Source organism: Neorhizobium phenanthreniclasticum (assembly GCF_040066075.1).
In the GTDB taxonomy this organism is placed as follows: domain Bacteria; phylum Pseudomonadota; class Alphaproteobacteria; order Rhizobiales; family Rhizobiaceae; genus Neorhizobium; species Neorhizobium petrolearium.
The window spans coordinates 469,770-495,360 of the sequence record NZ_JBEAAL010000001.1; the positions used below are offsets into that span (position 1 = coordinate 469,770).

Sequence of the window (25,591 nt, forward strand, 5' to 3'; positions counted from 1 at the left end):
GCACCGGAGATGAATAGGAGATGCTCGCCAGAGCGGATCAATATCCGTCGGCACGGGCAACACGGTCACCACAGGCTATCCTGGATTTTCATGAGCGGATACCGGACTGTCACCGGTACGGCTTTGCGGCTTCATGCCTGGTGGGAGACCCCGGTCATCCCATTTCGCCGTGCATTCCAATATGTATGGTTAATTCCTTGCCCGAAGGTTAATAGAAGGTGCAGGAACACCGGTTTTAGTTTGGATAAGACACAGGTTACGCAGTTGGGTGGGAGCGAGCTATCCGGCCGATCCGCCCTGCGGTTTTGCCCCAGCGCCCTCAGCGGCTCGGCCCGGAAGCTGCAAATGACCTTGTGGCCTATACGGCAAGACCGCCTTTTCCGGCGAATTTCCTGCTGACATGCAGTGAACCGGAGAGCCCGAAACGCCAGGGCAGATCGACCGCCTGCGAAATGCCGATCCGCCGGCCGATGACGATCAGCGGCGGCATTTGCGGACGTGTCAACTCGAACGGCGGCTGGCGCAAGGGCAAGCCGTTGTGCTCAATGGTTACACCGAGAGCCTGACAGACGCGGCCCGGACCGGAACATAGAAGCAGCGGATCAGAACGACCGCGACGTCTTTCCATTTCATCAATGCCTCTGACGGGCTGCAACGCCCTGATCAGCACGGCGCTGCCTGGCCGACAGACAAAATTCAGGCACCAGTGAATGCCGTATGAGCGATAGACATAGGCATGCCCCGGCGGTCCGAACATGACCGCATTCCTGGGCGTAGGTCCCCGAAAGCTGTGGGAAGCAGGATCATCCGGCTCATAAGCCTCGGTCTCGACGATGACGCCGCCAACGCCCTCGACATCAAACTCGACGCCGATCAGATCGCGTGCGACCTCGACCGCGCTTCTGTCGAAAAACTGCTGGTCCATTCCCAATTCGAAGCCCGCCGCCCGATGTGTGGGCATCCATAGACGGTCGGAGCGGATTTGTCTTCCCCACAATGAGTGGGCGTGACGGGGGCGTAGGGCGCGAGATCATCCACGGCCTACAGTTCCGCGAAGCCTTCAGCCGGTGTCAATTCTTAATCGGTTCAGCGGGCTATCGCTTTAGCGCCGGCTCAAGCCTGAGTGGTTGACCCGCCAGGCTCGCAATCTACGTTTGATTTGCATCAGGCGTCATTTCTCAGGTTTGACAAAACCCTGATCGCGGAACAGCGAGCGCACTACTACAAATGCCAGCGCAATAATCTGTCCCAGATTTTGAACGAGTAAAGCAGGCAGAAGCCATTCGTATTTCGAGAAACCCCAAACGCCCGCGCCAACCAGCCCTAGCAAAAAGGACTGGAAGATGATCATAGCCGACATGATTCCCATTAGAAACCAAGACCAATTGCCCTTGTGCCAGTAGTGATCTTGCAGACCTTTTAGGTGTGCCCACTCGACTTCTGACTGAACGGCAACTGCGGAAAACTCTCGCTCTACCTCCGTCTGATATTGTTCAGAGGCGGCCGCATCGAAACCTTCCGACGCTAAAATGTCCTCTGGCGTCGGAAGCTCGTCGTCACCTGGCGTCTTAACCGCGGACATTGTTGACGCGGTGCTCCATCATCGTGCGAGAAACGCGGAAAATTGAAGCCAGCGAGGCGATCGGCGCAGTTATAACCGGACGCAGGAGCCGCTCAGGGACGAGCAAGTTCGCTGCAAAGTAGTTTGCTTCCTTTTCCATCGGGCTATGCAAATCGACATTCTGGAAGCGCGGCAGCACAGGATACCGATCCGGATGCGCCAGAAAGACGTCGCGGTGAAGCACCCAATGGCCAAATTCATGGGCGATCGTGAAGAACTGACGCTCTGTGCGATCCTCTTTATTTACATAGAGGCGCGCATTCTTGAAGTCGCAGAACCCAGCGACGGATTGGCTATGCTGGCCAAAATCTGCGAATATCACGTTGACGCCGTTCCTCTCCGCTATCTCCAGGACCGGAATCGGAGGAGAGCGGTAGGGATCGGTTAAAGAGTTCGCCCTATCGCGGGCGAAGTCCCACCTCGCGTACGTCGGAACTTGGGGCGACGCATTCGTGGTGCGATGACTGGAGTCGTGCGGATGCGTCTTAACCATTGTCATGTCGCTCCTTTCCGGCATCACAGCCTGAAAAGCCTCCCTGAGCTATGGCCGGACAATACATTGAACCTCTGCAGCCCACAATATGGTGTCATTGTGCGATGCGGTAAAGGTCCCTCTATGCATTCGTTCACCGTGCCCCGGTATGTGAGGAAAACGACGGGATTACATAGCAGGCCGCCTTGCATGGCACTGGCCACGATGACTGTAAGCATTTCGCGTGAGAAGAGCGTCGAATAGCCAAAGAGACAAGGAGACGCGGCGCTCGTCGGGACGAATCACTATCCTTGGCATTGCCGCCGATCGGCATCAATTCTGCAGATCGCAGGGATTATGATCGTGATCCGCACATACCTTATGCCGTTGCAGAGGCGCGCTGCGCGCCGCCTTCCTGAAATAGCTCGATGAAGCGCGCTACGGGGATGGAAGTGCTAATCGACAGCCGTCTAACTCGACGGGAGAGTACGAAGTGACTTTCCGCAGAGTGTGCCCTTTGATGGCCACCAATTTAAAATCTGACCGGTCTTCGCTCTGAACTGGAAGTGGCCGTTAGTTTCGGTCCACGTGCCTTGTTTACCCGTCGCACTGACCGCAGCCTCCAATTCCGAAAGCTCGCCGTGAAATTTCGCCATCCTTAACCCCCGATTTCCTTCCCTATTGAAGCTGCCAGAGGTCTGACGGTTGCGCAATATGGGGTTGTTCCATGTCGCATGGATTCGCTGTCGTTCAATGGAAATGTCCGAAACTCAAGGGAATCCTTTTGCAACATGAGCGCGACATGCCAGCGAAGTGCGTTCTGCAATCATTTGATTTTCTTAATGAAAATGGTGCCCGGAGGCGGATTTGAACCACCGACACGCGGATTTTCAATCCGCTGCTCTACCAACTGAGCTATCCGGGCATCGAGGCTTCATCAAAGCCTTCCGGCGGAGGCCGGCGGGGGTCATGCCCCCGGAAGCGAGCGGGGTTATAACATCTTGTTCGGCCATGTCCAGCGCTACGGTCCACTTTTTTGACAGGTTTGCGAAAATCGCAAATTCCCGAACAAAAACAGCAAGGCAAGCGGCCCGATAGCCCGGCTCCCTTATTCGCGCTCGTCCGAGCGGTCCGCCCTGGTTTCATCTTCCGCCACAGGAATGGCGTAAGAGCCGTTCAGCCAGCGCGACAGGTCAAGCGTCCGGCAACGGTCGGAGCAGAAGGGATAATGTTCGCGCGAGGACGGCTTGCCGCATTCCGGGCAGGGTCTCGCCTTCCTGAGCGGCTCAACCTTGCCGCCGGTCTTGATCGGTTCGGATGCCATGGTGTTGCAACACTCCTGTATCTTGCGCGGAACCGCCAGCGCAAAAGCCGGCCTCCGACACATCCGCCGAAGGCCTCAGCCCTCCGGCCAGGTCGCCGCTACGTCGAAACCTTCCCCCGCAAGCAGCGCCGTCACTTCGTAAAGCGGCAGTCCGACGACATTCGTATAGGAGCCGACAAGCTTCTGTACAAAGGCGCCGGCAATGCCCTGGATCGCATAGGCTCCCGCCTTGCCGCGCCACTCGCCCGAGGCGATATAGTTCTCGATTTCGCGGGTGGAAAGGCGCTTGAAGCGCACTTTGGTCTGCACGACCTTCTGGCGGAACTGGCCGCCCGGGGTCACCAGGCAGATGCCGGTATAGACCCAATGGCCGCGCCCCGAGAGCAGATGCAGGGCGGAAGACGCCTCTTCCGTATATTCGGTCTTCTCCAGAATGCGGCGCCCGACCGCCACCACCGTATCGGCCGAGAGAATGTAGCTATGCCGCCAGGCCGGATCGCCCTTGACGGCAGCGAAGGCCGCTTCGGCCTTCTCCGTCGAGAGCCTGCGGGCAAGCGAACGCGGATGCTCGGATTTCTTCGGCGCCTCATCGATATCCATCGGCATCAGCCGCACAGGCTTGATACCGGCCTGATTGAGAAGATCGAGACGGCGCGGAGAACCGGAGGCCAGTATCAGCTTTTGTTCCAGCGCCATGAGAGACCACCGCGGAGTAAGAACAATTATTTGAAGCGGTAGGTGATGCGGCCCTTGGTGAGGTCGTAGGGCGTCATTTCGACAAGCACCTTGTCGCCGGCAAGAACACGGATACGGTTCTTGCGCATGCGGCCGGCGGTGTGGGCAATGATCTCGTGTTCGTTTTCAAGCTTCACGCGGAATGTCGCGTTGGGCAGAAGCTCGGTCACGACGCCCGGGAATTCGAGGACTTCTTCTTTAGCCATATATAGGTTTTCTTCCTGTTGTTGAATTCGGGCTGCGGCAAAATGTGCGCTCACCCGGAAATGTGCGCGGAACCTACACAATCATGTCCGCTTTGTGAACCTCGCTTGAAAGCGATTCTCAATGTCTTTCAGGCCGTCTCGGCCGGATGCCGGCTCATTCCCGAAAAGCGTTCATCGATCAGCCGCCAGAGATGATCGCGAACCTCCCGATAGGCGTGAAGCTTTTGCTCGCGCGTACCCGTCGCAGCGGTCGGATCCATGGTCGGCCAATAGACGACGTCAACGGCGTTGGCGCGGGTGAGTTCCAGTGCGGCATGATGGGCTTCGGGCGTCAGGGTGACGATCAGATCGAAGAAATCATCCTCGAGTTCCTCCAGCGTCCGAGGCTGATGCCGGCCGAGCGACAGCCCGACCTCTTGCAGCACCACATCCACGAAAGGATCCCGCTCGCCAGAGCGCACCCCCGCCGATTTCACATAGATATCGGGTGGCAGCAGCCGTTTTGCAATGGCTTCGGCCATCGGCGAGCGGATGACGTTCCAGCCGCACAGGAAGAGGATGGCACCCGGTCGTTTGACACTTGTCTCGGGCAAGGTGGCGCTTTCCATGATCAGCCGCGCCAATAGAGAACGCAGACCAGGGTGAAAAGCCGCCGCGCCGTATCGAAATCGACACGGATCTTGCCATTCAGCCGATCCATGAGCGTCTGGGAACCCTCGTTGTGGATGCCGCGACGGCCCATGTCGATCGCCTCGATCCTGCTCGGAGAGGAGGATCGGATCGCTTCGTAATAGCTCTCGCAGATCATGAAATAATCCTTGATGATCCGCCGAAAGGGGGTGAGCGAGAGGATATGGGTGGCGACTTCCTCGCCCTTTTCCGTGGTGATGCCGAGCACGAGCTTGGAATCGACCAGAGAGAGCCTGAGCTTGTAGGGACCGCCGGCATGGCCTACCGGCTCGAAGGAATTTTCCTCGACGAGATCGAAGATGGCGACCGCCCGCTCATGTTCCACATCCGGCGTCGAGCGCCCGATCGAGTCGTCCAGAACGACATCCGAGAGCCGGAAGTCCCCTCGCCCCATCCGTCAGCCCCCATCATTGAGAGGCATGGCGTTCAGGCGGATCGAGACGGACCGGGCATGGGCGTCGAGCCCTTCGGAATGGGCAAGCGTGATTGCGGCTGGCGCGAGTTGACCAAGCTGATCCGGCCCTAAACGCAGGATCGAGGTTCGCTTGACGAAATCGAGCACCGAGAGGCCCGAGGAAAAGCGCGCTGAACGCGCCGTCGGCAACACGTGGTTGGATCCGCCGACATAATCGCCGATCACTTCGGGCGTATGGCGGCCGATGAAGATCGCGCCGGCATTGCGGATGCCCGGCATCAACGCGTCGGGATCGGCGACGGCGAGTTCCAGATGCTCGGCAGCAATACGATTTGCGAGCGGCAGGGCGGCTTTCAGATCCGGCACGAGGATGATCGCGCCGAAATCCCGCCAGCTTGCAGCAGCGGTTTCCGAACGCGACAGGGTTTTGAGCTGCCGCTCGACGGCCGCTTCCACCGCCTTGGCGAGGCCGGCATCGTCGGTAATGAGAATCGACTGGGCACCGGGATCGTGCTCCGCCTGGGCAAGCAGATCGGCAGCCAGCCAGGCCGGATCGTTTTCGCCGTCGGCGATGACGAGAACCTCGGAAGGACCCGCGATCATGTCGATGCCGACCGTGCCGAAGACCTGGCGCTTGGCCGCCGCGACATAGGCATTGCCGGGACCGACGATCTTGGCAACCGGCGCAATGGTCTCGGTACCATAGGCAAGTGCGGCTACCGCCTGGGCGCCGCCGATCCGGTAGATCTCCGTGACGCCGGCGATGCGGGCCGCTGCCAGTACGGCCGGATTGATCTTCCCGCCGCTCGCCGGCACGACCATCACGAGGCGCGGCACGCCTGCGACCCTGGCCGGCACGGCATTCATCAGCACAGAGCTCGGATAGCTCGCCGTGCCGCCCGGCACATAAAGGCCGACCGCCTCGATCGCCGTCCAGCGGGAGCCGAGGCCGACACCGATCGCATCCTCGTAGATATCGTCCTTCGGCATCTGTCGGGCATGGTGTCTTTCGATACGCTCGGCAGCGAACTTCAGCGCGTCGAAAACCCTGGGATCGGTCTCGGCGACGGCAGCGTCGATATCCGCATCGCTCACGCGGATGCCGGCCTTGGCGAGATCAATGCCGTCGAAACGGGCGGAATAGTCGATCAGCGCCGCATCACCGCGGGCACGCACGTCATCGATGATGGCACGCACCACCGCGTTCACATCTTCCGAAACCTCGCGTTTGGTCGAGAGAAAAGCAGAAAACCTCGCCTCAAAATCCTGCGATGCCTGCTCCAGCCAGATTGCCAAGCGGATATTCCTTCCAACTCAAGATGATGTTCTATCTCAATCAGGGCGGTCCCGATCAGGGATGGCGGGGCCTCACCGCCGTTTCCCACGCGCCGCCGATATCCGCAAGAGCAACTTCGATGCATTCGACATCAAGCGCAATCGTGGCCGTGCCGGAAAGCACCAGTTCCACCGTGCCTTCCGGCCCCTCGCCCTTGCGTGTGAAGGTGATCGCGAGCAGCGAGAGCACATCGTCCGTCCTGTTGCGGTCGATGCCGGTGGAACGCACCGCTTCAACGCGTTTGAACACCAGGGCGGCGCGGTGCCGCTCGAAACCCTTGCGCTTCTCGCCGGCCTTCTCCCAGACGAAACGGTTGGCGGCGAGGGAAAAGTTCCTTTCCGGCGGCGACCAGCGGACGTCACCTACCTTGAAGACGGCGTCCTGCATATGGGCGGAAATGATGCCTAAATCGTCCGTGTCGAGGGCAAGCAGCTTCAGCTCGGTCATCGCTTTCAAATATCCACTCAAAGGTTGCGTTTTCACGCGAAAGTTTCTTGTCTGGAGATAGGATGTGAAAGCGAAAGAAGCAACTGGCCGCTATTGCGGGAAATCCGCGCCGAGGCTGATATCCTTGAGAGCCTCGATCTGGGACCGGCGCTCGCCGAGCTTCTGCGTGATATTGTCATAGGCAAAAGCGCCCAACACGAGATGCCGCGGCGCATTCTCCGTCTGCGTGATACGGATCATCGCCTCGCCTGCTCTGACAGGATCGCCCGGCTGCCTGCCGCTATATCCGGATGTCGTGGCCATTCGCGCACCCGCGGTTTCGGCATAGTCGGCGATCCTGCTCGGCGTCTGCCTCAATGAACGGCCTGCCCAATCGGTACGGAAGGGGCCGGGTTCGACGCAGGTCACCTTGATACCGAGCGGAGCCGTTTCCAGGGCGAGCGCATCGGAGAAACCCTCGACCGCATGCTTGGTGGCCGCGTAATAACCGGAGCCCGGCAATCCCATGAAGCCGGCGAGCGAGGTGATGTTGAGGATGTGGCCCTTGCGGCGGGCACGCATGCCAGGAAGCACGGCGCGCGTCATGGCAAAGAGGCCGAAGACATTGGCATCGAACATGGCGCGGATCTCGTCTTCCTCGCCCTCCTCGATCGCCGCCTGGTAGCCGTAGCCGGCATTGTTCACCAGCACGTCGATGCGGCCGAACTTTTCCTCCGCAGCCCTCACGGCGGCGATGATCTGGCCGGTATCGGTGACGTCGAGATCGAGCGCCAGCGCATTGTCCCTGCCATCGGCCAGATCGGCGACGCGGCTTTTGTCGCGAGCAGTCACGACCGTCGGCCAGCCGCGATCGAGGGTGAGCTTGGCAAGCTCGCGGCCGAAGCCGGTCGAGCAGCCGGTAATGAACCATACGGGAGCGGAAACATCAGCCATGGGAAATCTCCATAAGAAGCTGGATCAGAAATATGAGGCGGGGAAGAACACAGGATACCTCCGACACATAGGGATGCAAAAAAGGACGGCAAGGGTAGTACCCTTGCCGTCCTTCATCACGTTTTCGATTCCTGGAACCCGGTCAGTCGCTGACGCGTTCGACGACGGCACCGCAGCGGGTGAGTTTTTCCTCCAGCCGCTCGAAACCCCGATCGAGATGATAGACACGATTGACCGTGGTTTCTCCTTCCGCAGCAAGGCCGGCAATCACCAGCGAAACGGAAGCGCGCAGGTCAGTCGCCATGACAGGCGCGCCCTTCAGCCGAGGGACACCTTCCACCCTCGCCGTCTGGCCGGAAAGCGAGATTTTCGCGCCTAGGCGTGCAAGCTCCTGCACATGCATGAAACGGTTTTCGAAAATCGTCTCGGTGATGTTGGAAACGCCCGATGACCGCGTCATCAGCGCCATGAACTGCGCCTGCAGGTCGGTCGGGAAACCCGGGAACGGCTCGGTCGTCACGTCGACCGGCTGAATGCCGTTGCCGTTGCGCACGACCCGAAGGCCGCTCTCCGTCTCGGTGATATGGGCACCCGCCATGCGCAGCGTGTCCAATGCGTTTTCAAGCAGCGCGGCCTGCGTGCCTTCGAGGATCACGTCGCCGCCGGTCATGGCGACCGCCATGGCGTAGGTGCCGGTCTCAATACGGTCGGGCAGGACGCGGTGGCGGGCGCCGGACAGCGAGGTGACGCCTTCGACGGTGATAGTCCTGGTGCCGGCGCCGGAGATCTTCGCACCCATGGCGTTGAGGCATTTCGCCAGGTCGGCGATTTCCGGTTCGCGGGCCGCGTTCTCGATGACCGTCGTGCCCTTGGCAAGCGTCGCGGCCATCATCATGACATGCGTGGCGCCGACCGAAACCTTCGGGAAAACGTAGCGGGCGCCGACGAGGCCGCCCTTCGGCGCCGTGACGTTGACGTAGCCGCCATCGATCTCGATCTCCGCGCCGAGCGCCTGCAGGGCTTCGAGGAAGAGGTCGACCGGCCGCGTACCGATGGCGCAGCCGCCCGGCAGCGAGACGCGGGCCCTGCCCTCGCGGGCGACGAGCGGGCCGATCACCCAGAAACTGGCGCGCATCTTGGAGACCAGCTCATATGGGGCGGTCGTATCAACAATGGTGCGACAGGTGAAATGGATGGTGCGGGAATAGCCGTCCTCCTGCCGTTCGCGCCGTCCGTTGACGGCGATATCGACGCCGTGATTGCCGAGGATGCGCATCAGGAGCTCGACATCGGCAAGATGCGGCACATTTTCGAGCGTCAGCGTATCGCTCGTCAAAAGGGACGCGATCATCAAAGGCAGCGCGGCGTTCTTTGCCCCGGAAATCGGAATGGTGCCCCTGAGTTCGTTGCCGCCAGAGATTCTGATGCGATCCATAAGTTGTCACTCTTCCTTCTTAGAGCGCGAAAGGACGCGTCCTTAAACGAGATCCGCCGCCGCTTCAATGTCTGCTGAAATTGCCAAAGCCCGTCCGCCCAGCATAGATCAGGATGATTCGTCCGTTTTTGCGGCAGGCAATCCATGGGTGGGATCAGCCTCGCCGGCCCGGCGTGCGCGCGCCTGTGACTTGCGGCGCATCAAATTTTCCCGAAGCTTGGCGGCTGCGCGCGCTTTCCGCTTGGCAACCCGCTCATCTGCCGCCGCACGCGCGCGGTCGCCGCGGGTTTCCTTCGTCTCTCCGGCCTGCGAATCGGGCAATTCTTCGTCATTCGCCATGGTTCTCCATAACCAAAAAGCCGGTTCAACAAAAGCAAAAGCAATGTTTTCCCTCCATACCGACGAAAGAACTTGGAATTTGCGGCTTGCGCTCCCGGTGAAGCTATGGCAATAGGCCCCTCGCCGACGACGCGATGATTTTGCGGCGGCTACAAGCTGCTATAGCTCAGGGGTAGAGCACTCCCTTGGTAAGGGAGAGGCCGAGAGTTCAAATCTCTCTAGCAGCACCATTCTTCTTCCGGAAAACATAACCTCCGCCGATTGTCGTACCGGCATTCCCACGACTTGTCTCGTCCGTGTGTCTCGCCACAGCCACGCCACGGAATATTCTCACGCGCTGATGCAACGAGTTGGCACCCTCATGCGTTGCCGGGCATCCGCTCGCACTGTGCGAGCTTTGGGAACAACTAATTGACGCCTGTTTGATGCCACTTCGCGGAATTCTCGATCGCTGGAACAATCAATCGCTTGCCCGGCAGTTCCTGATCGCCGGCGGGCTGGTTTCGCTTGCAGCCATGATGCTCGTCGGAGCGTATGTGACGACGCTTATCGAAGCTGCGGTCACCCGCAATTCCGCAGCGTCGACTGCGCTCTATGTCGACAGCATCATCGCGCCGCTGCTCCCCGACATGAAGACCAGCCAGCGGCTCGACGACGTCACGACCCGAGCGCTCGACGAAACCTTCGGCCAGGGTGCGCTCGGCGGCAAGGTCGTCTCATTCAGGCTCTGGCGGAAGGATGGAACCGTCCTCTACGCCACTCCCGACAAGAGCATGGTGGGCAAGCGGCTCGATCCAGGCGAGGATCTCCTGACGGCGTTCTCCGGACAGATGGTCGCGCAGTTCGGCTCTGCGGAGCCGCGAGACGCGTCCGAACGATCGAGGGACGATCCGCTCCTCGAAATCTACAACCCCATCCTGCAACCCTGGTCGGGCGAGGTTGTCGCGGTCTCGGAATTCTATGAAGTCGCAGACGAATTCCAGCAGAGCCTCCACCAGGCGCAGCTTAGAAGCTGGCTTGCGGTTTTCGGTGTCACGCTTGCTTTTTTCCTGCTTCTGTCGGCAATCGTCTTCCGCGGCAGCCGCATCATCGACCATCAGCAGCAGGCGCTGACCCAGCGTGTTACCGAACTCTCCGAACTGCTCTCGCAGAACAAGGCGCTGCATGCCAGGGCCCAGCGTGCCTCGCTGCGCGCGACGGCGCTTAACGAAAGCTATCTGCGCCGGCTCGGCGCCGACCTGCATGACGGTCCGGCCCAGCTCGTCGCCTATGCCGCCCTGCGCGTGGACAGCCAGCTCCTTACGGATCCCCGCACGCCGCACCAGGCGCGCGAGAAGGAAGTCTCCACGATCAAAGCCCGATTGGACGAGGCGATGGACGAGATCCGCAGCATATGCAGCGGGCTCGTGCTGCCGCAGATCGAAACCGCCGAACTCCCGGATGTCCTGAAGCGCGCCGTCGACGCCCATCGTCAGCGAACGGGACTCAAGGTCGCGTTGTCGATGACCAACGGTTCCAAATCCCTCCCTCCTTCCGCCAAGATCTGCATCTACCGCTTCGTACAAGAAGCCCTCAACAACGGTTTCCGGCATGGTGGCGGCGTAGACCAGAGCGTCCGCCAGACTTTCGACAATGGCAATGTCGTGATTGAAGTGGCCGACCGCGGACCGGGTTTCGATCCCGCTTCGGTTGGTCCGGACGGCCTGGGGCTTGCCGGGCTCAGGGAACGGATCGAGAGCCTTGGCGGCACATTCAATATTTTCACATCGAAAAGCGGAACTACGGTCAGGATGTCCCTGAACGTGCAGGAAATGGAGCAGGCTTGATGACAGCAGTCAAAATCGCGGTCGTTGATGATCACCCCTTGTTCCGGGAGGGCGTTACGCGCAGCTTCAGCGAGATCGAGGATTTCGAGATTGTCGGGGAAGGCGGATCGCGGGACGATGCGATCCGCATCGCGCGGGAATTCTGCCCGGATGTCATGCTGATCGACATCTCGATGCCTGGAAGCGGTCTCGAAACCATAACCGATGCACTCGAATACTGTCCCACTCTGAAGATCGTCATGTTGACCGTCTCGGAAGCAAGGGACGACATCACCAAGGCGCTCAAGCTCGGCGCGAAAGGCTATGTTCTCAAGGGGATCGGTTCGAGAGGACTTGCAGAAGTCGTCAGGACCATTGCCGCCGGGGGGAGTTATGTCTCGCCGGCCCTTTCGGCCCAGTTGATCGCCGGACTTTCAGCATCCGCTGAAGCCGTCGAACAGCCCGATCCGATGGCAGAACTCACCGATCGGGAACAGGAGGTGCTGAACCTCGTCGCATCGGGCCTCAGCAACAAACGTGTGGCACGGGAACTCGATCTTCACGAAAAGACGGTCAAGCACCACATGACCCGCATCTTCTCGAAGCTGAAGGTCTCCAACCGTACGGAAGCGGCGCTGGCCCTTCGCGACGCCACCGTCCAACGCTCAACGACCGAACGACCGCAATCGTGACGTGTCGGAAGGAGTGGCCTGCCGATTGACGATCGTGCGCGACCGCGAGTCGCGCATCTCGTAGCGCCCCTGGGAGATCCGTTCCGTCGCGCCGTTACCGTGGCGTACGGTAATCGAATTTCCCCGAACGTCGACTTTGACATCCGATTTGGAACGGGCCGCCGGTGTCGCCGGCTGCGTTGGCGAACGCTGCCCCGCTGTCTGGCTGTCGGCAGCAGGTTTATCGGCCTTGTCCGAAGCGCTCTTGCCTGTACTTGTACCGGCGCCAGTGCCAGTGCCGGAACCGCTGCCGGTGCTGCCGTCATTTTGTGATTTGCCAGAAGTGCCAGAAGCGGAGTTGCCGGCATCCGTGCTGCTGTCGTTCGCGCCGTCGCCCGCATCACCGTCGTCGGCAGCGCCTTCGCCGACGCTGCCGGCATCATTCCCTTCATTGCCTTTGCCGGAGCTGTTTCCGCCCCCGCCGCTGCCAGCGCCCCCATTATCACCATTGCCCGCGCTGTCATTATCACCGCCGTTGCCACTGTCGCTGTCACCGCTGTCGCTGTCACTGTCCTTTGCTGCGGCGGACGAGGCAGCGAGGCAAGGCACGCCATTCGCGTCAACGGCCAGCTTGAAGGGCATGGCTGCTGCAAAGATCGCAGCGAGCGCCCCACTTAAAACAAACAATCTACGCGTAGACATGTTCGACTCCCGGTTTCATCGTTCCCTGCATTCGCGGCATCGGCCCTCCTCAAGGAAACCGAACATCTCTCCCGATGGTTCCGCCTCGGTCAAAGGACCCGCCGACCGCGCACGGCGATCGGCGGGCAAGGTTCTGCGCTGAAAGGGACCGATGATCGCGCAGGAATCCGGCTTCCATAAGTCATTGGCCGCGAACGTTTCGGTGGCAGCAATGAAGTCCTCTGCCGCGGACATCAAAACCTCCGTGCCTGGCCCTGTGTCTGTGACGGAACCTCCTGAAAAAGCTTCAGGATCAACCGCATTCTACGAGCACGGTTCCGCGATTTCAGCCCCCTTGGACCTTTGCGTCAACCTATCGGACCAAAGACCTAAACCACATCGGGACTGAAGTCCGACCTTAGGGCCGACTGAAGCCCAAAAGGCGGAACGCACAGTCCCAGACCTCGTTGGAAAAAGGCATTGCGGCTCATGCAGAGCCTCGCAGGCGACATGAAAACAATAGAGGAAACACCCATGAAACCGTTGATAAAGCATACGCTCGCAATGGCGCTCCTTGCTGGGTCCACGCTCTCTGCGGTGCCGGCAATCGCACAAACTGAATCTCCCTCCGCAGGACAGAGCGGCGGAGGTTCCGGTGCCCCCATCCTGCCCCGCCGAGGGACTTCCGGCGACAAGGGCTCGTCCGGCACGATGACGCCGGGCGCTCCAAGCCAGGCGCAACCATCGCAGGGCATGCAAGGCTCCGCGCAGCAGCAGCCTAAGCCGGGTACGGACAACGGTTCGACAAATGCCCAAAGCCAGGGTACGGATCAGCGCCCGAACACGCAGGGCAGCGATACCGCACAACAGCCGACAGACCAGCCTGGCGAGACGGATGGCTCGACAACGGCTAGGAGCGGCTCCGGTTCGGAAACCCGCACGCCTGCAACGAGCGATAGCGCTGGCCAGAACGACGGCGCGGAACAGCAGGACCAGGATCGAGCTGCCACCGATCGCCCGTCAAGCGAAACCACCGGCAGCATCGACATCTCGACCGAACAGAAAACCGAGATCCGTAATGTCCTCGTTGAGAACAGGGTCGAACCTGCTGATATCGACGTCGATGTGAGTGTCGGGGTGGCCGTGCCGCAGACCGTGGAACTCCATCCGCTGCCGCCACGCATCGTGGAAATCGTCCCGGCTTACCGCGGCTACGAATATTTCGTTCTCGCCGATGGCCGGATCATCATCGTGGAACCCGCAACCCATGAGGTTGTCTACATCCTGACCGGCTGACGCCCGGGATTCACGGGAGAAGGACCATGAATGACGGAGAACCGGCAGCGATCCACACAAGTAGCGTGAGCCTGCCAAGGATCAAGACACCCGACCCCGTCACGAAACAACCGGTCTCGACCAAACCCGGAGACTGAGCGCGAATCGCGGTCGTCTCCCCAAACTCAAAGGAGAATACCATGAACACCAAGATCATCGTTCTTTCCGCCGCGGTACTGGCTATCCTCGCCCCTGCCGCATCCGCCCAGCAGGGTACCGTCAATGGTGCGGCGGGCGGCGCCGTCACCGGCGCGATCGTGGGCGGCCCGGTTGGCGCTGCTGTCGGCGGGGTCGTAGGGGCGATTGCCGGCACGGCCATCGATCCGCCGCCGCCGCGTGTCGTCACCTATGTCGAACAGGCACCAATTCCGGCAGATCCGGTCGTCATCCAGGAGAAGATCGTGGTCGGCAAGCCCATCCCGCAGACCGTTGTCCTCACTCCGGTCCCGGATGCGCCGCAGTATGCGTACGCAGTCGTCAACCAGGAACGCGTGATCGTCGATCCGCAGACGCGCACGGTCGTCCAGGTAATCCGCTGATCCGGATCACGGACAGCCGAAATCAGGGAGGGCTGGGAACAGCCCTCCCCTTTTGCTTATCCCGGATCGGTTCAGCGATCCGGCATCTGCAACACATGACCATCCCGCGATCCTGAGCCCATCACTGCGTCGTATCGTCGTCGCCGATGTCATCCACGTCCGAAAGGCGCACGAACTCCACACCTTTCCGCTTGAGTGCAAGAAGCGCACGGGCCACGCCCTCACCCGCCGCATGAGTCGGCTGGTTGATATGGGCGATCACGACATCGCCATCCTTTGCCGCAGCGATACGCTTTTCGGCGGCGGCGGCGCCAAGCAGCGATCCGTCATCGCCGTTCACCGAATAACCGGCAATCCTGTATCCCATGCCGCGGATCTGACGGATCGCGGAGAGATCGTATTTCGCGGTCGAACCACGGAACCATTTGGGCGCAGGCAAGCCGGCGGCCAGCATGGCTTCGGCGCCGCCGAGCACTTCCCCCCGGACGGCCTCCGGCGAGCCGGCAGCAGCAATGCCATAGATCAAAGCGGGCGTATCGACTGCCGGTACGTGGTTCTGGCCGTGGTTCGCCAGTTCGAAGAGATCGAGGTTCTGCAGGAAGATGCCGACCCCCTGCGGGTTTTTCTTGAGCCAGCGAGCCGTGACGAAAATCGTCGCCGGAATTCTCTCACGAACGAGTACCGAAAGAATCCGCTCGTCCGCCTGTCCCATGCAGGCATCGAAGGTCAAGGCTATCCTTGCGCGGTTCAAATTGCCCGAACGCGCCAGATGCAGATGCGGCTCGACCAGTTTGGTACCGTGCATGCCGTTCCTGTGCCGGGGGACGTCTTCGGCCCAGGCTGCAAAAGGAAGGAGTACACAAAGAGCGGAGAGGAGGAGGCGTCGCATGGAATACCTGTGTGGGGACGCGCTCCGCTTATCCCCAATACCTCGATAACGCCATGCGACCGATTGGCCGGTGCCGAAGCCTCAGAACCGGGCTGATGCAAGACGGTGCTGCAGCGACCGCAGATCGCCGGCCTTGCGCGCGGCCAACCCCTTTTCCCAGGCAATGGCCGTCTCAACGATGAGATCGAGATCGTCATGGCGTGGCTTCCAGTCGAGCAACCGGCGCGCCAGCGTCGAATTGGCGACAACGCTTGCCGCATCGCCCGGCCGGCGAGGCCCGTAGCGGATCTCAAACTTGCGGCCGCCGGCACGCATGACCGCTTCCAGCACTTCGAGAACGGAATAACCCCGGCCGTAGCCGCAATTGGCGATCAGCGGCTCCCCGCCGCGGCGCAGGTAGCTCAGCGCCTTCAGGTGCGCGTCCACCAGATCGGAGACGTGGATATAGTCGCGAATGCCGGTCCCGTCCGGCGTGGGATAATCGGTTCCGTAGATATCGACGCCACGCCGCTTGCCGAGTTCCGCCTCGCAGGCGATCTTGATGAGATGTGTTGCGCCCTCGGTCGACAGGCCTGCCCGCCCCAGCGGGTCTGCCCCGGCAACGTTGAAGTAGCGCAGCGCCACGAAACGGAAGTCATGCGCGGCTGCGGCATCCCGAAGCATCATCTCGGACATCAGCTTTGACTGGCCGTAGGGGTTCTTCGGATTGAGCGGCGCGTTTTCCAGCACCGGTGTGTCGTCCCTCTGGTCGCCATAGACGGCAGCGGTCGAAGAGAAGACGAAGTGGCGGATGCCGGCCTCGACCGCCGCCGCCGCCAGCAGGCGCGTGTTGCCGGTATTGTTTTCGTAATAGTCCAGCGGATGGGCTACCGACTGCGGCACGACGATCGAGCCCGCGAAATGCAGAATGGCGTCGATATCATTCTCGGCAAAGATCTGCCTGAGGATGGCGCGATCGCCGACATCGCCGAGATAGAACCGCGCGTCAGCAGGGACTGCCCAGCGGAAGCCCGTCGAAAGCCGGTCGAGGACGACGACGTCCTCCCCGGCGTCGAGCAAAGCCCAAACCATGTGGCTGCCGATATAACCTGCACCGCCCGTTACCAGAACCGCCATGCTCTTCTTCCCTGCCTTTTATCTTTGGCAGGAGCAAACCATGGCCGATCTTCAACAATGCTTACCCGGCGATAGGCCTGCCGGGTTTATCTTCCATCAGGGCAAATCCACCCTTGAGCAATTCGCTCGAATTTTAACGAACTGTCTCAGAGGCGCTTGATGTAATCGGAAAGGCGCGCAGCGGCCTCCTCGATCTGCCTCGGATCGCGCAGGAAGCAGGCGCGCAGGAAAAGCTCCCCGCCCTTGCCGAAGGCCGAGCCCGGCGCCAGCGCCACGCCGATCTTGTCGACGATGTCGAGCGCCGCCTTGCGGCTGTCGGTAATGCCGTCCACCTTCACGAAGGCATAGAGCGCGCCATCGGGCTTCAGGGTCTCGACCCGGTTGGTGGCGATCAGGGCATCGCAGAGGATATCGCGCGCCTTGGTCGCCCGGTCGATATTCGCCTGGACGAACTCGTCGCCCTCATTGAGCGCCACGACCGCGCCGCGTTGCAGGAACTGCGCGACGCCGGAATTGGAATACTGCACCAGGTTCTCGATGACCTGGCCCATTTCCGGCGGGGCCACCAGCCAGCCGACGCGCCAGCCGGTCATCGACCAGTTCTTGGAAAAGGAATTGGCGAAGATGATCCGGTCACCCTCTTCCATGATGTCGAGGAAAGACGGAGCACGGGCCGCGCCGCCATAATAGTAGCGGGCATAGATCTCGTCGGCGATGATCCAGAGCCCATGCCTGCGGGCGAGCGCCAGGATGTTTTTCAGATCTTCGAGCGTCGCGGTCCAGCCGGTCGGGTTGGCGGGCGTGTTGATGAAGAGGCCCCTGGTCTTCGGCGTGATCCTCGCTTCCAGCTTGGCAAGATCGAGCGACCAGCGGCCGCCCGCGAAGTCGAGCGGCAAGCCGACCGAATGCGCGCCGGAAATATCGATCGCCGAGATGATGTTCGGCCAGGTCGGCGAGAGGTAGATCACTTCGTCGCCCGGCGACGCAATGGCCTGGACTGCAAGCATGATCGCATGCATGCCGGAACCGGTGACATAGAAATGCTCGATCGGCAGCGAGACGGAAAAATGCCGGGCATAATAGTCCGACAGCGCCTGGCGAAGCTCGGGAATACCGCGCTGCCAGGTATAGAAGGTCTCGCCGGCCATCAGCGCTTCGGTTGCCGCCCGGTTGATGAAGTCCGGACTCGGCAGATCCCCTTCGCCGGCCCAGAGCGGAATCAAGCCCTCGCGGCCGCGAGCATGATTGATGATCTCGACGATCCCGCTTTCAGGCGCGGAGACGGCGCGAGGACTGAGACTGGCAATGATCGACATCGGATTTCCTTGACCTGTTTCCCCTTCTCTAACTCAGGGAGGCCAGAAAATCCCATGATAATCCGTGAGCCGGCAATCGATTCCGATGATGATTCCTGAAAATGTGATCAAAAGATCACTTTGTTTTCAGGATATCGCGAATCTCCGTCAGAAGCTGGACGTCGGCGGGCGGCGGGGCGGGCGCGGCTTCTGCCGGCTTCTTCTCTTCTATCACGCGCAGTCTGTTCACGCCCTTGACCATGAGGAAGATGATCCAGGCGAGGATCAGGAAGTTGATCAGCACCGTTATGAAGCTGCCATAGGCAAAGACGGCGCCCTGTTCGCGCGCAGCTGCGAGGTTCGGAGCCGTCACCGCGCTCGACAGCGGCAGGAAATAATTGGAGAAGTCGAAACCGCCGCCCGTGATGGCCCCCACGATCGGCATCACGACGTCGTTCACCAGCGAATTGACGATGCCGGTGAAGGCGCCACCGATGATGATGCCGATGGCGAGATCCATCACATTGCCCTTGGCGATGAAGGAACGGAATTCGCTGATCATTGACATGGTTCTATAGCCCCGCTTTCCAGGTTGCGACGATGTACAACATAGCGCAAACGCCCGACCTGAAAAGATGCGGATGTCCAAGGGCTTAATCATGAGCGTTTATTGGACTTTTTGCCGATGGCGCCGCTGATTTCCAAGCGCATGCTTTTCCCCTAATGTTCAGGCCACCGCAATTTCCGCGGGGAGGAGCCATGCTTCCAGGCTGGGTCATTTTTGTTTCGGCTTTCGCCTATGTCCTACTGCTTTTCGCAGTGGCGAGTTTTGGGGACCGGCGAAGCCGTCTCTTCGGCGTGCCGAAAAACGGCCGGCCGGTTGTCTATGCGCTCAGCCTTGCGATCTACTGCACCTCCTGGACCTATTTCGGCGGCGTGGGGCTTGCCTCGCAAAGAGGGCTGGAATTCACCGGCATCTATATCGGCCCAATCCTGGCCTTCACGCTCGGCATGCCGGTACTGAAACGCATCATCGAGCTCGCCAAAGCAGAGAAACTCACATCGGTCGCGGATTTCATCGCCGCCCGCTACGGCAAGAATTCCACCGTTGCGATGATCGTCGCGGTGATCGCGCTCGTCGGCGCCATTCCCTATATCGCGCTTCAGCTCAAGGCGGTGTCGAGTTCGGTCGCCGTCATGGTCAATCCATCGGATTACGGGCTGGGCAGCGGCAATCTCTATTTCGTCGATCTCGCGCTGATCGTGACAATCCTCATGGCCTGCTTTGCGGTCATGTTCGGCACCCGGCACACGGATGCGACGGAGCATCAGGACGGGTTGATCCTGGCGGTCGCAATGGAATCAGTCGTCAAGCTGCTCGCCTTTGCGACGGTCGGCGTCTCCGTCCTCTTCATCCTGTTCGACGGGCCTGCCGATCTCTTCACCAAGGCGTCGGAAAACCTTCTGGTCAGCTCGTCGCTTTCCTATCAGACGCCGCTCAGCCGGTGGCTCGTCCTGATCGCGCTCTCCGCCTTCGCGATCATCCTGCTGCCGCGGCAGTTCCACGTCACGGTGGTCGAGAACCGAACAGCCCGAGAGCGACGGGTCGCCGGTACCCTGCTGCCCCTCTATCTCATCGCGATCAATCTCTTTGTACTGCCCGCGGCAATGGCGGGACTGATTACCTTCGGCGGCATCGGCGATGCTGATCTCTATCTGCTCACCCTGCCTCTGGCCGGCGAACTCAAGGTCATTTCCCTCATCGCCTTCATCGGCGGCTTTTCGGCAGCTACCGCCATGGTGATCGTCGAATCGGTGGCGCTCTCGATCATGGTGTCGAACGATATCATAATCCCGATCTTCCTCCGGCAGAAGCTGATGGCAGCGCGCTCCGGCCAGCGCTCGGATTTCACCCGCACGCTCCTCAACATCCGCCGTTTGGCGATCTTCGCGGTGTTGATCCTCGGTTATGGATATTACCGCATGGCGGACAGCCAGTCGGGCCTCTCCTCGATCGGTCTGCTGGCCTTCGCGGCGATCGCCCAGGTCGCGCCTGCGCTTTTCGGCGGGCTGATCTGGCGGCGGGCGAACGCCCGGGGAGCAATCCTCGGCATGTCGTTCGGCTTCCTTGCCTGGGCTTATCTGCTCTTCCTGCCCAGCCTCGGCGGCCCGGACAATTCCCACGTGGCCTCGGCCGTCCTCAACTTCCTGTTCCCGGGTACCGGCATCTTCTCCGGACCCGAGACGGACGCGCTGGTCAATGCCACAATCTTCAGCCTGACGCTCAATACGCTTGCCTTCGTACTTGGATCGATGTCGCGCAATCCGCGGCCGGTCGAGCGCATCCAGGCCGGCATCTTCGTCAAGCGGCACGTACGCTCGCAATTCGCCACGCGCGGCTGGAAGACCCGCGTCAGCGTCGGAGACCTGAAAGCTGCGATCGCCCGCTATCTCGGCGAGGAGCGCATGCGGCGATCCTTCACCAATTACGAGCAAACAGCCGGACGGACGTTCAGCGACGACCAGCCGGCCGACATGGCGATGATCCATTTCTCCGAGCAATTGCTCGGCAGCGCGATCGGCTCCTCCTCCGCGCGGCTCGTGCTGTCGCTCATCCTGCAAAAGGCCGAGGACACCAATGCCGACACCGCCTGGCTGCTCGACCAGGCGAGCGAAGCGCTGCAATACAACCAGGACATGCTGCAGACCGCCCTTTCGCAGATGGACCAGGGCATCGCCGTCTTCGACAGTTCCGAACGGCTCACCATATGGAACCGGCGCTTCCGCAATCTGCTCGACCTGCCCGAACAGGTAGGCCAGGTGGGGTTCCCCCTCGCCGACATCGTCGCCATCCTCTCGGACCGCGGCGACATTCCAGCCTCCGATCAGACGGAGGTGATTCGTCAGTTCCAGACGCTCGATGCACCTTTCTCCCTCGTTCTCAATGGTGGGGGCCGGATCATCGAAGTGCGCTCCAATGCCATGCCTGACAAGGGCATCGTTGCAACATTTACCGATATCTCCGAACGTGTCGCCGCCGACAGGGCGTTGAAACAGGCGAACGAGACGCTGGAACAGCGCGTCGGCGAGCGCACGGCCGAGTTGATGCGGGTAAATCATGAACTCGCCGAGGCCCGGGCTTCTGCCGACGAAGCCAATATCGGCAAAACCCGCTTCTTCGCCGCCGCCGGTCACGATATCCTTCAGCCGCTCAATGCCGCCCGGCTTTATTCCTCCGCACTGGTCGAGCGGCTCGGCGCTTCCGACTCAAATGGCGTGCTGGTCCACAACATCGATTCCGCCCTGGAATCGGTCGAGTCGATCCTCGGAGCAGTGCTCGACATTTCCCGGCTGGATACGGGGGCGATGAAGCCGCGCTTCACATCCGTGCCGCTCGAGGATCTCTTCCGTCGCATCGAGACGGACTATGCACCCATGGCGCGCGAGAAGAACCTGCAATTTGTTGTTGTTCCGACGTCGCTGCGGGTTCGGTCGGACGCCAATCTTCTGCGCCGTCTGGTGCAAAACCTCGTCTCCAACGCGATCAAATACACGATCAGCGGCAAAGTTCTCGTGGGCGCGCGCCGGCGGGGTGACCAGGTGGTCATCGAAGTTCTGGATTCGGGCATCGGCATTCCCCCTTCGAAGTTCCGCACTGTCTTCAAGGAATTCGCACGACTGGACGAAGGCGCAAGGACGGCGGGAGGGCTCGGGCTTGGCCTGTCGATCGTCGATCGCATCTCCCGCGTCTTGGACCATCCCGTCCGACTTGCCTCGACGCCCGGTCGCGGCACGATATTTCGCGTTCAGGTGCCCATGGATCTCTTGGCGCAGCAGACAGTCCGCGCCGCCGATCAACCCGAACGCCGCAAGCGCTCGCAGCCGCTCAACGGGCTGCGCGTCCTCTGCATCGACAATGAACCGAGAATTCTTGAAGGCATGGCACTGCTCATCACCGGCTGGGGCTGCACGGTCGGCCAGGCGGTTTCGATTGCCGCCCTGGACGACATCGCCGACCATCGCGAACCGCCGCCTGAAGTGATCATCGCCGATTACCATCTCGACGATGGAGATGGCATCGACGCGATTCTGAAGCTGCGTGCCCTATATCAGGCCGAGATCCCTGCATTGCTCATCACCGCCGACCGGACGCCGGAAGTCCGGGCCGAAGCGGAGAGGCACGACATCAGCGTGCAGCACAAGCCGGTCAAGCCCGCCGCCTTGCGCGCCTACCTCACACAGGTTGCAGGCCTCAAACGCGTCGCGGCCGAATAGACCTGAACACCGGCCAACCTTCCGTTCATCGTAGGGTCATCACGCACAGTTTACGCTCGATCCTGCTTAAACTGTCTAGAAGAACCGTGCTTACCGATTTGCAGACGGAACCCTCAGGCTTTTTTCGACGTTTAGGCGGGTAAGTTCCCGGCCCGGAGAGGCCTTACGGACCGACCGGCGCCAGCCATCGGGACCGGCAAAGACGGAGACCGCGACCGATGAAACGCTTTGATATAATTGACGGAATGCGAGGATATTTCCTCGTTTTCATGCTGATCAATCACCTGATCTTCGCCGGCGGCTATTTCCTGGTGAAAATCAATCACAACCAGCTTGCTTTCGTGGAAGATGCGCAAGGCTTCGTCTTCCTGTCCGGCCTGCTGATCGGCATGGTCTATGCCAAGAAGATGATGAGAAACGGCTATGCTGCCGGCCGTGCCGCCATCTACACCAGGGCGTTCGAACTTTATCGTTATGCGATGGGCATCGTCCTGGTTGTACTGGCCGCACAGATGCTGCTGCCCGGCGCCTATACGATCTGGTTCAATTGGCTCGGCTACACGAACTTCGACGATCCACTGCGTCTCGCCGCGATCGCCTCCTTCCTGTACCAGCCGACCTTCATGGATATCCTGCCGCAATACATCGTCTACATGCTCTTTGCGCCGATGCTCGTGAAGCTCGTGCTGGAAGACAAGTGGCACTATGTCATCGCCGGCTCGATCATCCTCTGGATGACCGCACAGCTCGGTCTGCAACAGATCGTCACAACCCCGCTTAATGACCTGGTTATGGGCGTGGACGACCAGGGCGTCCGCGTGTCGTTCAACCTGCTCGGCTGGCAGATTGTCTTCTATTCGGCCCTGGTGCTCGGTGCGCTGACCTCGGCGGGCAAGATCGACTGGAAGAAGATCCTTTCGCCGGACAACACCTTCATCCCCAAGGTGGCGCTGGTGCTGGTGCTGTTTTTCCTGCCGCTGCGCCTCATCACGGCACATGAGCTGATGCCGCCGCACATGATCGGCAAGTTCGCCTCAATGGAAATCCGCGCCGATTTCGGCCCGGTCTATCTCCTGAACTTTGCCGCCGTGGCTATGCTCGTCACCTGGCTGATCGTCGCGGGTCCGAAGCACAAGGCTGCGTGGGTTCGCCGTATCGCAGGCGCTCTCACCTGGGTCTTCTCGCTGAAATACCTGCAGCTTCTCGGCCGCCATTCGCTCTATGTCTATGTGTGGCACGTCGCGATCGTCTATTTCGTCTATTATTTCGACGGGCGTTCGCCGGAACTCGATGAGCTGACGAAGACCGCGATCGCCTTTGTCTCGATCGCCCTCCTGTCGATCCCGGCGCTGTGGCGCGAGCGGGACCGGTTCTTCGGCACCCCGGCCCCGCAGACGGTCCAAGCCCAGCAGCAGAAGCCGGCCGGATCGCGGTAGGCCCTCATCCGGTAAAACAATCCTCGGGGCGGCGGCTCAGGTCACCGCCCCGACCTGCCACGGCACGAATTCGTTGTCGCCATAGTCGTAGATCTCGCTCAGCGTCTTCTTGCCGGAAGCCACCGCGATCACATCCTCGAAAATGCGAACTCCTGCCTCCTCGATCGTCTCCTCGCCGGTGACGATGCCACCGCAGTTCAGGTCCATATCCTCCTTCATGTGCTCGTACATCTCGGAGTTGGTGGCGATCTTGATGCAGGGCGCCGGCTTGAAGCCCGAGACCGAACCGCGGCCGGTGGTGAAACAGATGACATTGCAGCCACCCGCAACCTGGCCCGTCACCGCCACCGGGTCGTAACCCGGCGTATCCATGAAGACAAAACCCTGATCGGTGACGGTCTCCGCGAATTCGTAGACCGCCTTCAGCGGCATGGAACCACCCTTGGCGACCGCCCCGAGCGACTTTTCAAGAATGGTGGTCAGGCCACCCAGCTTGTTGCCATGAGAAGGGTTGTTGTTGAGCTCGTCTCCGTTGCGGGCGGTATAGTCCCGCCACCAGTCGATCCGCTGCAGAAGTTTCCTGGCGACATCCGGCGTCACTGCACGCCGCGTCAGGAGATGTTCGGCGCCGTAGATTTCCGGGGTTTCCGAGAGCACGGTCGTCCCGCCGTTGCGGACGATGAGATCGGAAGCATGGCCAAGCGCCGGGTTGGCGGAAATACCGGAGTAACCGTCCGAACCGCCGCATTCCAGCGCAAGCTTCAGTTTCGAAAGGGGCTGCGGCGTGCGTTTCGCCGCATTCACACCTGGCAGCATCTCCTTGATGATGGCGATCGCCGCATCGATGGTCTTCCTCGTTCCGCCATGCTGCTGGATCGTCATGGTCCTGAGCCGATCGCCCTCTTCCATGCGATAATGTTCGAGGATCGGCGCGATCTGGTTCGTCTCACAGCCCAGCCCGATCATCAGGATGCCACCGAAATTCGGGTGTTTTGCGTAGCCCTGGATGGTGCGGATCAGGAGCTGGTAGCCTTCCGACTTGGTATTCAATGCACAGCCGCCGCCGTGGGTGAGCGCCACCACGCCGTCGACGTTCGGGAACCCCTCCAGTCCCCCCATTCGATTGAAGTAGTCGGCGATGTAGCGCGACACGGTGGCGGAACAGTTCACCGAGGAAATGATGCCGATAAAGTTGCGCGTGCCGGCGCCGCCCAAACCCCGGTCGTAGCCGAGGAAAGTGCGCCGCTCCGCTTCCGGCAGCATGCCCCTTTCCTCGATATCGACGCTGAACTGATGCTTGTGCTCTGAGGGCAGCATGGCAAGATTGTGCAGATGCACGTGACTGCCTGGCTCGATATCCTGCGTCGCGACACCGATCACCTGGCCGTATTTCTTCACTTCTCGACCGGCCGGGATTGGCCTGATCGCCACCTTGTGGCCACGACCGATCAGCTCGCGTGCCACAAGATCGGCGTAACCGGTCGATCCGCCCGCCGGCAGAGACCGCCGCGCGACCCCCACATCATCGGCCGGATTCAAAATGATGATCGGCGAAACCGCCTCGTTCATGCCTGTCTCCTCCCCAGGCCGGCGCAA

At 60.8% G+C, this 25,591-nt stretch carries 25 protein-coding genes and 2 tRNA genes; 7 read left to right on the forward strand and 20 right to left on the reverse strand.

Annotation, left to right across the window (positions count from 1 at the left end; translation table 11 throughout):
* Positions 1–358: 358 nt before the first annotated feature.
* From ABK249_RS02265 to ABK249_RS02330, 14 genes are all read right to left on the reverse strand, one after another.
* A complete protein-coding gene (locus tag ABK249_RS02265; RefSeq protein WP_348862077.1) occupies positions 359–925 on the reverse strand; it encodes a DNA-3-methyladenine glycosylase in 567 nt (188 codons plus the stop codon).
* Positions 926–1,171: 246 nt separating this feature from the next.
* The gene (locus ABK249_RS02270) at positions 1,172–1,582 is read right to left on the reverse strand and encodes a hypothetical protein (protein ID WP_348862078.1); all 411 of its coding nucleotides are present in this window, start codon (positions 1,580–1,582) and stop codon (positions 1,172–1,174) included.
* Positions 1,569–2,114 (reverse strand): ImmA/IrrE family metallo-endopeptidase, encoded by a 546-nt coding sequence (locus tag ABK249_RS02275; RefSeq protein WP_348862079.1) that lies wholly within the window; start codon positions 2,112–2,114, stop codon positions 1,569–1,571. Before ABK249_RS02275 ends, ABK249_RS02270 begins: the two co-directional genes overlap by 14 nt.
* An 828-nt stretch (positions 2,115–2,942) precedes the next feature.
* Positions 2,943–3,018: transfer RNA gene (locus tag ABK249_RS02280), tRNA-Phe, on the reverse strand.
* A 183-nt stretch (positions 3,019–3,201) separates the two neighbouring features.
* On the reverse strand, positions 3,202–3,417 hold the full coding sequence (yacG, locus tag ABK249_RS02285; RefSeq protein WP_210048531.1) for a DNA gyrase inhibitor YacG: 216 nt from the start codon (positions 3,415–3,417) through the stop codon (positions 3,202–3,204).
* Between the two features lie 75 nt (positions 3,418–3,492).
* Positions 3,493–4,113: a Maf-like protein gene (locus ABK249_RS02290; protein ID WP_037158844.1), complete on the reverse strand. Its 621-nt coding sequence runs from the start codon at positions 4,111–4,113 to the stop codon at positions 3,493–3,495.
* Positions 4,114–4,139: 26 nt separating this feature from the next.
* Positions 4,140–4,358 carry a translation initiation factor IF-1 gene (gene infA / locus ABK249_RS02295; RefSeq protein WP_004435948.1) on the reverse strand — a complete coding sequence of 73 codons (219 nt, stop codon included), beginning with the start codon at positions 4,356–4,358 and terminating at the stop codon, positions 4,140–4,142.
* A gap of 128 nt (positions 4,359–4,486) precedes the next feature.
* Positions 4,487–4,966, reverse strand: a complete 480-nt coding sequence (locus tag ABK249_RS02300; RefSeq protein ID WP_348862080.1) for an arsenate-mycothiol transferase ArsC — start codon at positions 4,964–4,966, stop codon at positions 4,487–4,489.
* Between the two features lie 2 nt (positions 4,967–4,968).
* Complete coding sequence (locus ABK249_RS02305; protein ID WP_037158850.1) at positions 4,969–5,442, reverse strand: UPF0262 family protein; 474 nt, start codon at positions 5,440–5,442, stop codon at positions 4,969–4,971.
* A 3-nt stretch (positions 5,443–5,445) separates the two neighbouring features.
* Positions 5,446–6,759 carry a histidinol dehydrogenase gene (hisD, locus tag ABK249_RS02310; RefSeq protein ID WP_348862081.1) on the reverse strand — a complete coding sequence of 438 codons (1,314 nt, stop codon included), beginning with the start codon at positions 6,757–6,759 and terminating at the stop codon, positions 5,446–5,448.
* 55 nt (positions 6,760–6,814) lie between these two features.
* Complete coding sequence (locus ABK249_RS02315; protein ID WP_037158855.1) at positions 6,815–7,246, reverse strand: DUF2948 family protein; 432 nt, start codon at positions 7,244–7,246, stop codon at positions 6,815–6,817.
* A 90-nt stretch (positions 7,247–7,336) separates the two neighbouring features.
* Positions 7,337–8,179, reverse strand: coding sequence for an oxidoreductase (locus tag ABK249_RS02320; RefSeq protein ID WP_348862082.1), 843 nt, complete (start codon positions 8,177–8,179; stop codon positions 7,337–7,339).
* Positions 8,180–8,321: 142 nt separating this feature from the next.
* Complete coding sequence (gene murA / locus ABK249_RS02325) at positions 8,322–9,614, reverse strand: UDP-N-acetylglucosamine 1-carboxyvinyltransferase (RefSeq protein WP_037158860.1); 1,293 nt, start codon at positions 9,612–9,614, stop codon at positions 8,322–8,324.
* A gap of 108 nt (positions 9,615–9,722) precedes the next feature.
* Positions 9,723–9,953: a hypothetical protein gene (locus ABK249_RS02330; RefSeq protein ID WP_227701895.1), complete on the reverse strand. Its 231-nt coding sequence runs from the start codon at positions 9,951–9,953 to the stop codon at positions 9,723–9,725.
* A 155-nt stretch (positions 9,954–10,108) separates the two neighbouring features.
* Here ABK249_RS02330 and ABK249_RS02335 point away from each other — a divergent pair.
* From ABK249_RS02335 to ABK249_RS02345, 3 genes are all read left to right on the forward strand, one after another.
* Positions 10,109–10,183 (forward strand) — tRNA-Thr (locus tag ABK249_RS02335).
* Positions 10,184–10,378: 195 nt separating this feature from the next.
* Positions 10,379–11,779: a sensor histidine kinase gene (locus ABK249_RS02340; RefSeq protein WP_348862083.1), complete on the forward strand. Its 1,401-nt coding sequence runs from the start codon at positions 10,379–10,381 to the stop codon at positions 11,777–11,779.
* Positions 11,776–12,450, forward strand: a complete 675-nt coding sequence (locus ABK249_RS02345; RefSeq protein ID WP_348862084.1) for a response regulator transcription factor — start codon at positions 11,776–11,778, stop codon at positions 12,448–12,450. Before ABK249_RS02340 ends, ABK249_RS02345 begins: the two co-directional genes overlap by 4 nt.
* On the opposite strand, the gene ABK249_RS02350 is transcribed toward ABK249_RS02345, so the two are convergent.
* Positions 12,424–13,131, reverse strand: coding sequence for a hypothetical protein (locus tag ABK249_RS02350; protein WP_348862085.1), 708 nt, complete (start codon positions 13,129–13,131; stop codon positions 12,424–12,426). The two genes, ABK249_RS02345 and ABK249_RS02350, sit on opposite strands and share 27 nt — an antisense overlap.
* A gap of 513 nt (positions 13,132–13,644) precedes the next feature.
* Here ABK249_RS02350 and ABK249_RS02355 point away from each other — a divergent pair.
* Positions 13,645–14,406, forward strand: coding sequence for a DUF1236 domain-containing protein (locus ABK249_RS02355; protein ID WP_348862086.1), 762 nt, complete (start codon positions 13,645–13,647; stop codon positions 14,404–14,406).
* A 179-nt stretch (positions 14,407–14,585) separates the two neighbouring features.
* The gene (locus ABK249_RS02360) at positions 14,586–14,984 is read left to right on the forward strand and encodes a DUF1236 domain-containing protein (protein WP_037158874.1); all 399 of its coding nucleotides are present in this window, start codon (positions 14,586–14,588) and stop codon (positions 14,982–14,984) included.
* Between the two features lie 121 nt (positions 14,985–15,105).
* Here the strand turns inward: ABK249_RS02360 and ABK249_RS02365 are convergent, their stop codons facing one another.
* From ABK249_RS02365 to mscL, 4 genes are all read right to left on the reverse strand, one after another.
* Positions 15,106–15,873 (reverse strand): polysaccharide deacetylase family protein, encoded by a 768-nt coding sequence (locus ABK249_RS02365; RefSeq protein WP_348862087.1) that lies wholly within the window; start codon positions 15,871–15,873, stop codon positions 15,106–15,108.
* 81 nt (positions 15,874–15,954) lie between these two features.
* Entirely contained in the window at positions 15,955–16,989 is a 1,035-nt protein-coding gene (galE, locus tag ABK249_RS02370; RefSeq protein ID WP_037158880.1) for a UDP-glucose 4-epimerase GalE, read from the reverse strand.
* A 146-nt stretch (positions 16,990–17,135) separates the two neighbouring features.
* Positions 17,136–18,305: a pyridoxal phosphate-dependent aminotransferase gene (locus ABK249_RS02375; protein WP_037158883.1), complete on the reverse strand. Its 1,170-nt coding sequence runs from the start codon at positions 18,303–18,305 to the stop codon at positions 17,136–17,138.
* A gap of 115 nt (positions 18,306–18,420) precedes the next feature.
* Positions 18,421–18,846 (reverse strand): large conductance mechanosensitive channel protein MscL, encoded by a 426-nt coding sequence (mscL, locus tag ABK249_RS02380; protein ID WP_037158886.1) that lies wholly within the window; start codon positions 18,844–18,846, stop codon positions 18,421–18,423.
* A gap of 197 nt (positions 18,847–19,043) precedes the next feature.
* Between mscL and ABK249_RS02385 the strand changes: the two genes are divergently transcribed.
* Together ABK249_RS02385 and ABK249_RS02390 are read left to right on the forward strand one after the other, a co-directional pair.
* Entirely contained in the window at positions 19,044–22,559 is a 3,516-nt protein-coding gene (locus ABK249_RS02385; RefSeq protein ID WP_348862088.1) for a PAS domain-containing hybrid sensor histidine kinase/response regulator, read from the forward strand.
* Positions 22,560–22,777: 218 nt separating this feature from the next.
* Positions 22,778–23,995, forward strand: a complete 1,218-nt coding sequence (locus ABK249_RS02390; protein WP_037158892.1) for an OpgC family protein — start codon at positions 22,778–22,780, stop codon at positions 23,993–23,995.
* Positions 23,996–24,031: 36 nt separating this feature from the next.
* Here the strand turns inward: ABK249_RS02390 and ABK249_RS02395 are convergent, their stop codons facing one another.
* Positions 24,032–25,564, reverse strand: coding sequence for a UxaA family hydrolase (locus ABK249_RS02395; RefSeq protein ID WP_348862089.1), 1,533 nt, complete (start codon positions 25,562–25,564; stop codon positions 24,032–24,034).
* Positions 25,565–25,591 lie beyond the last annotated feature (27 nt).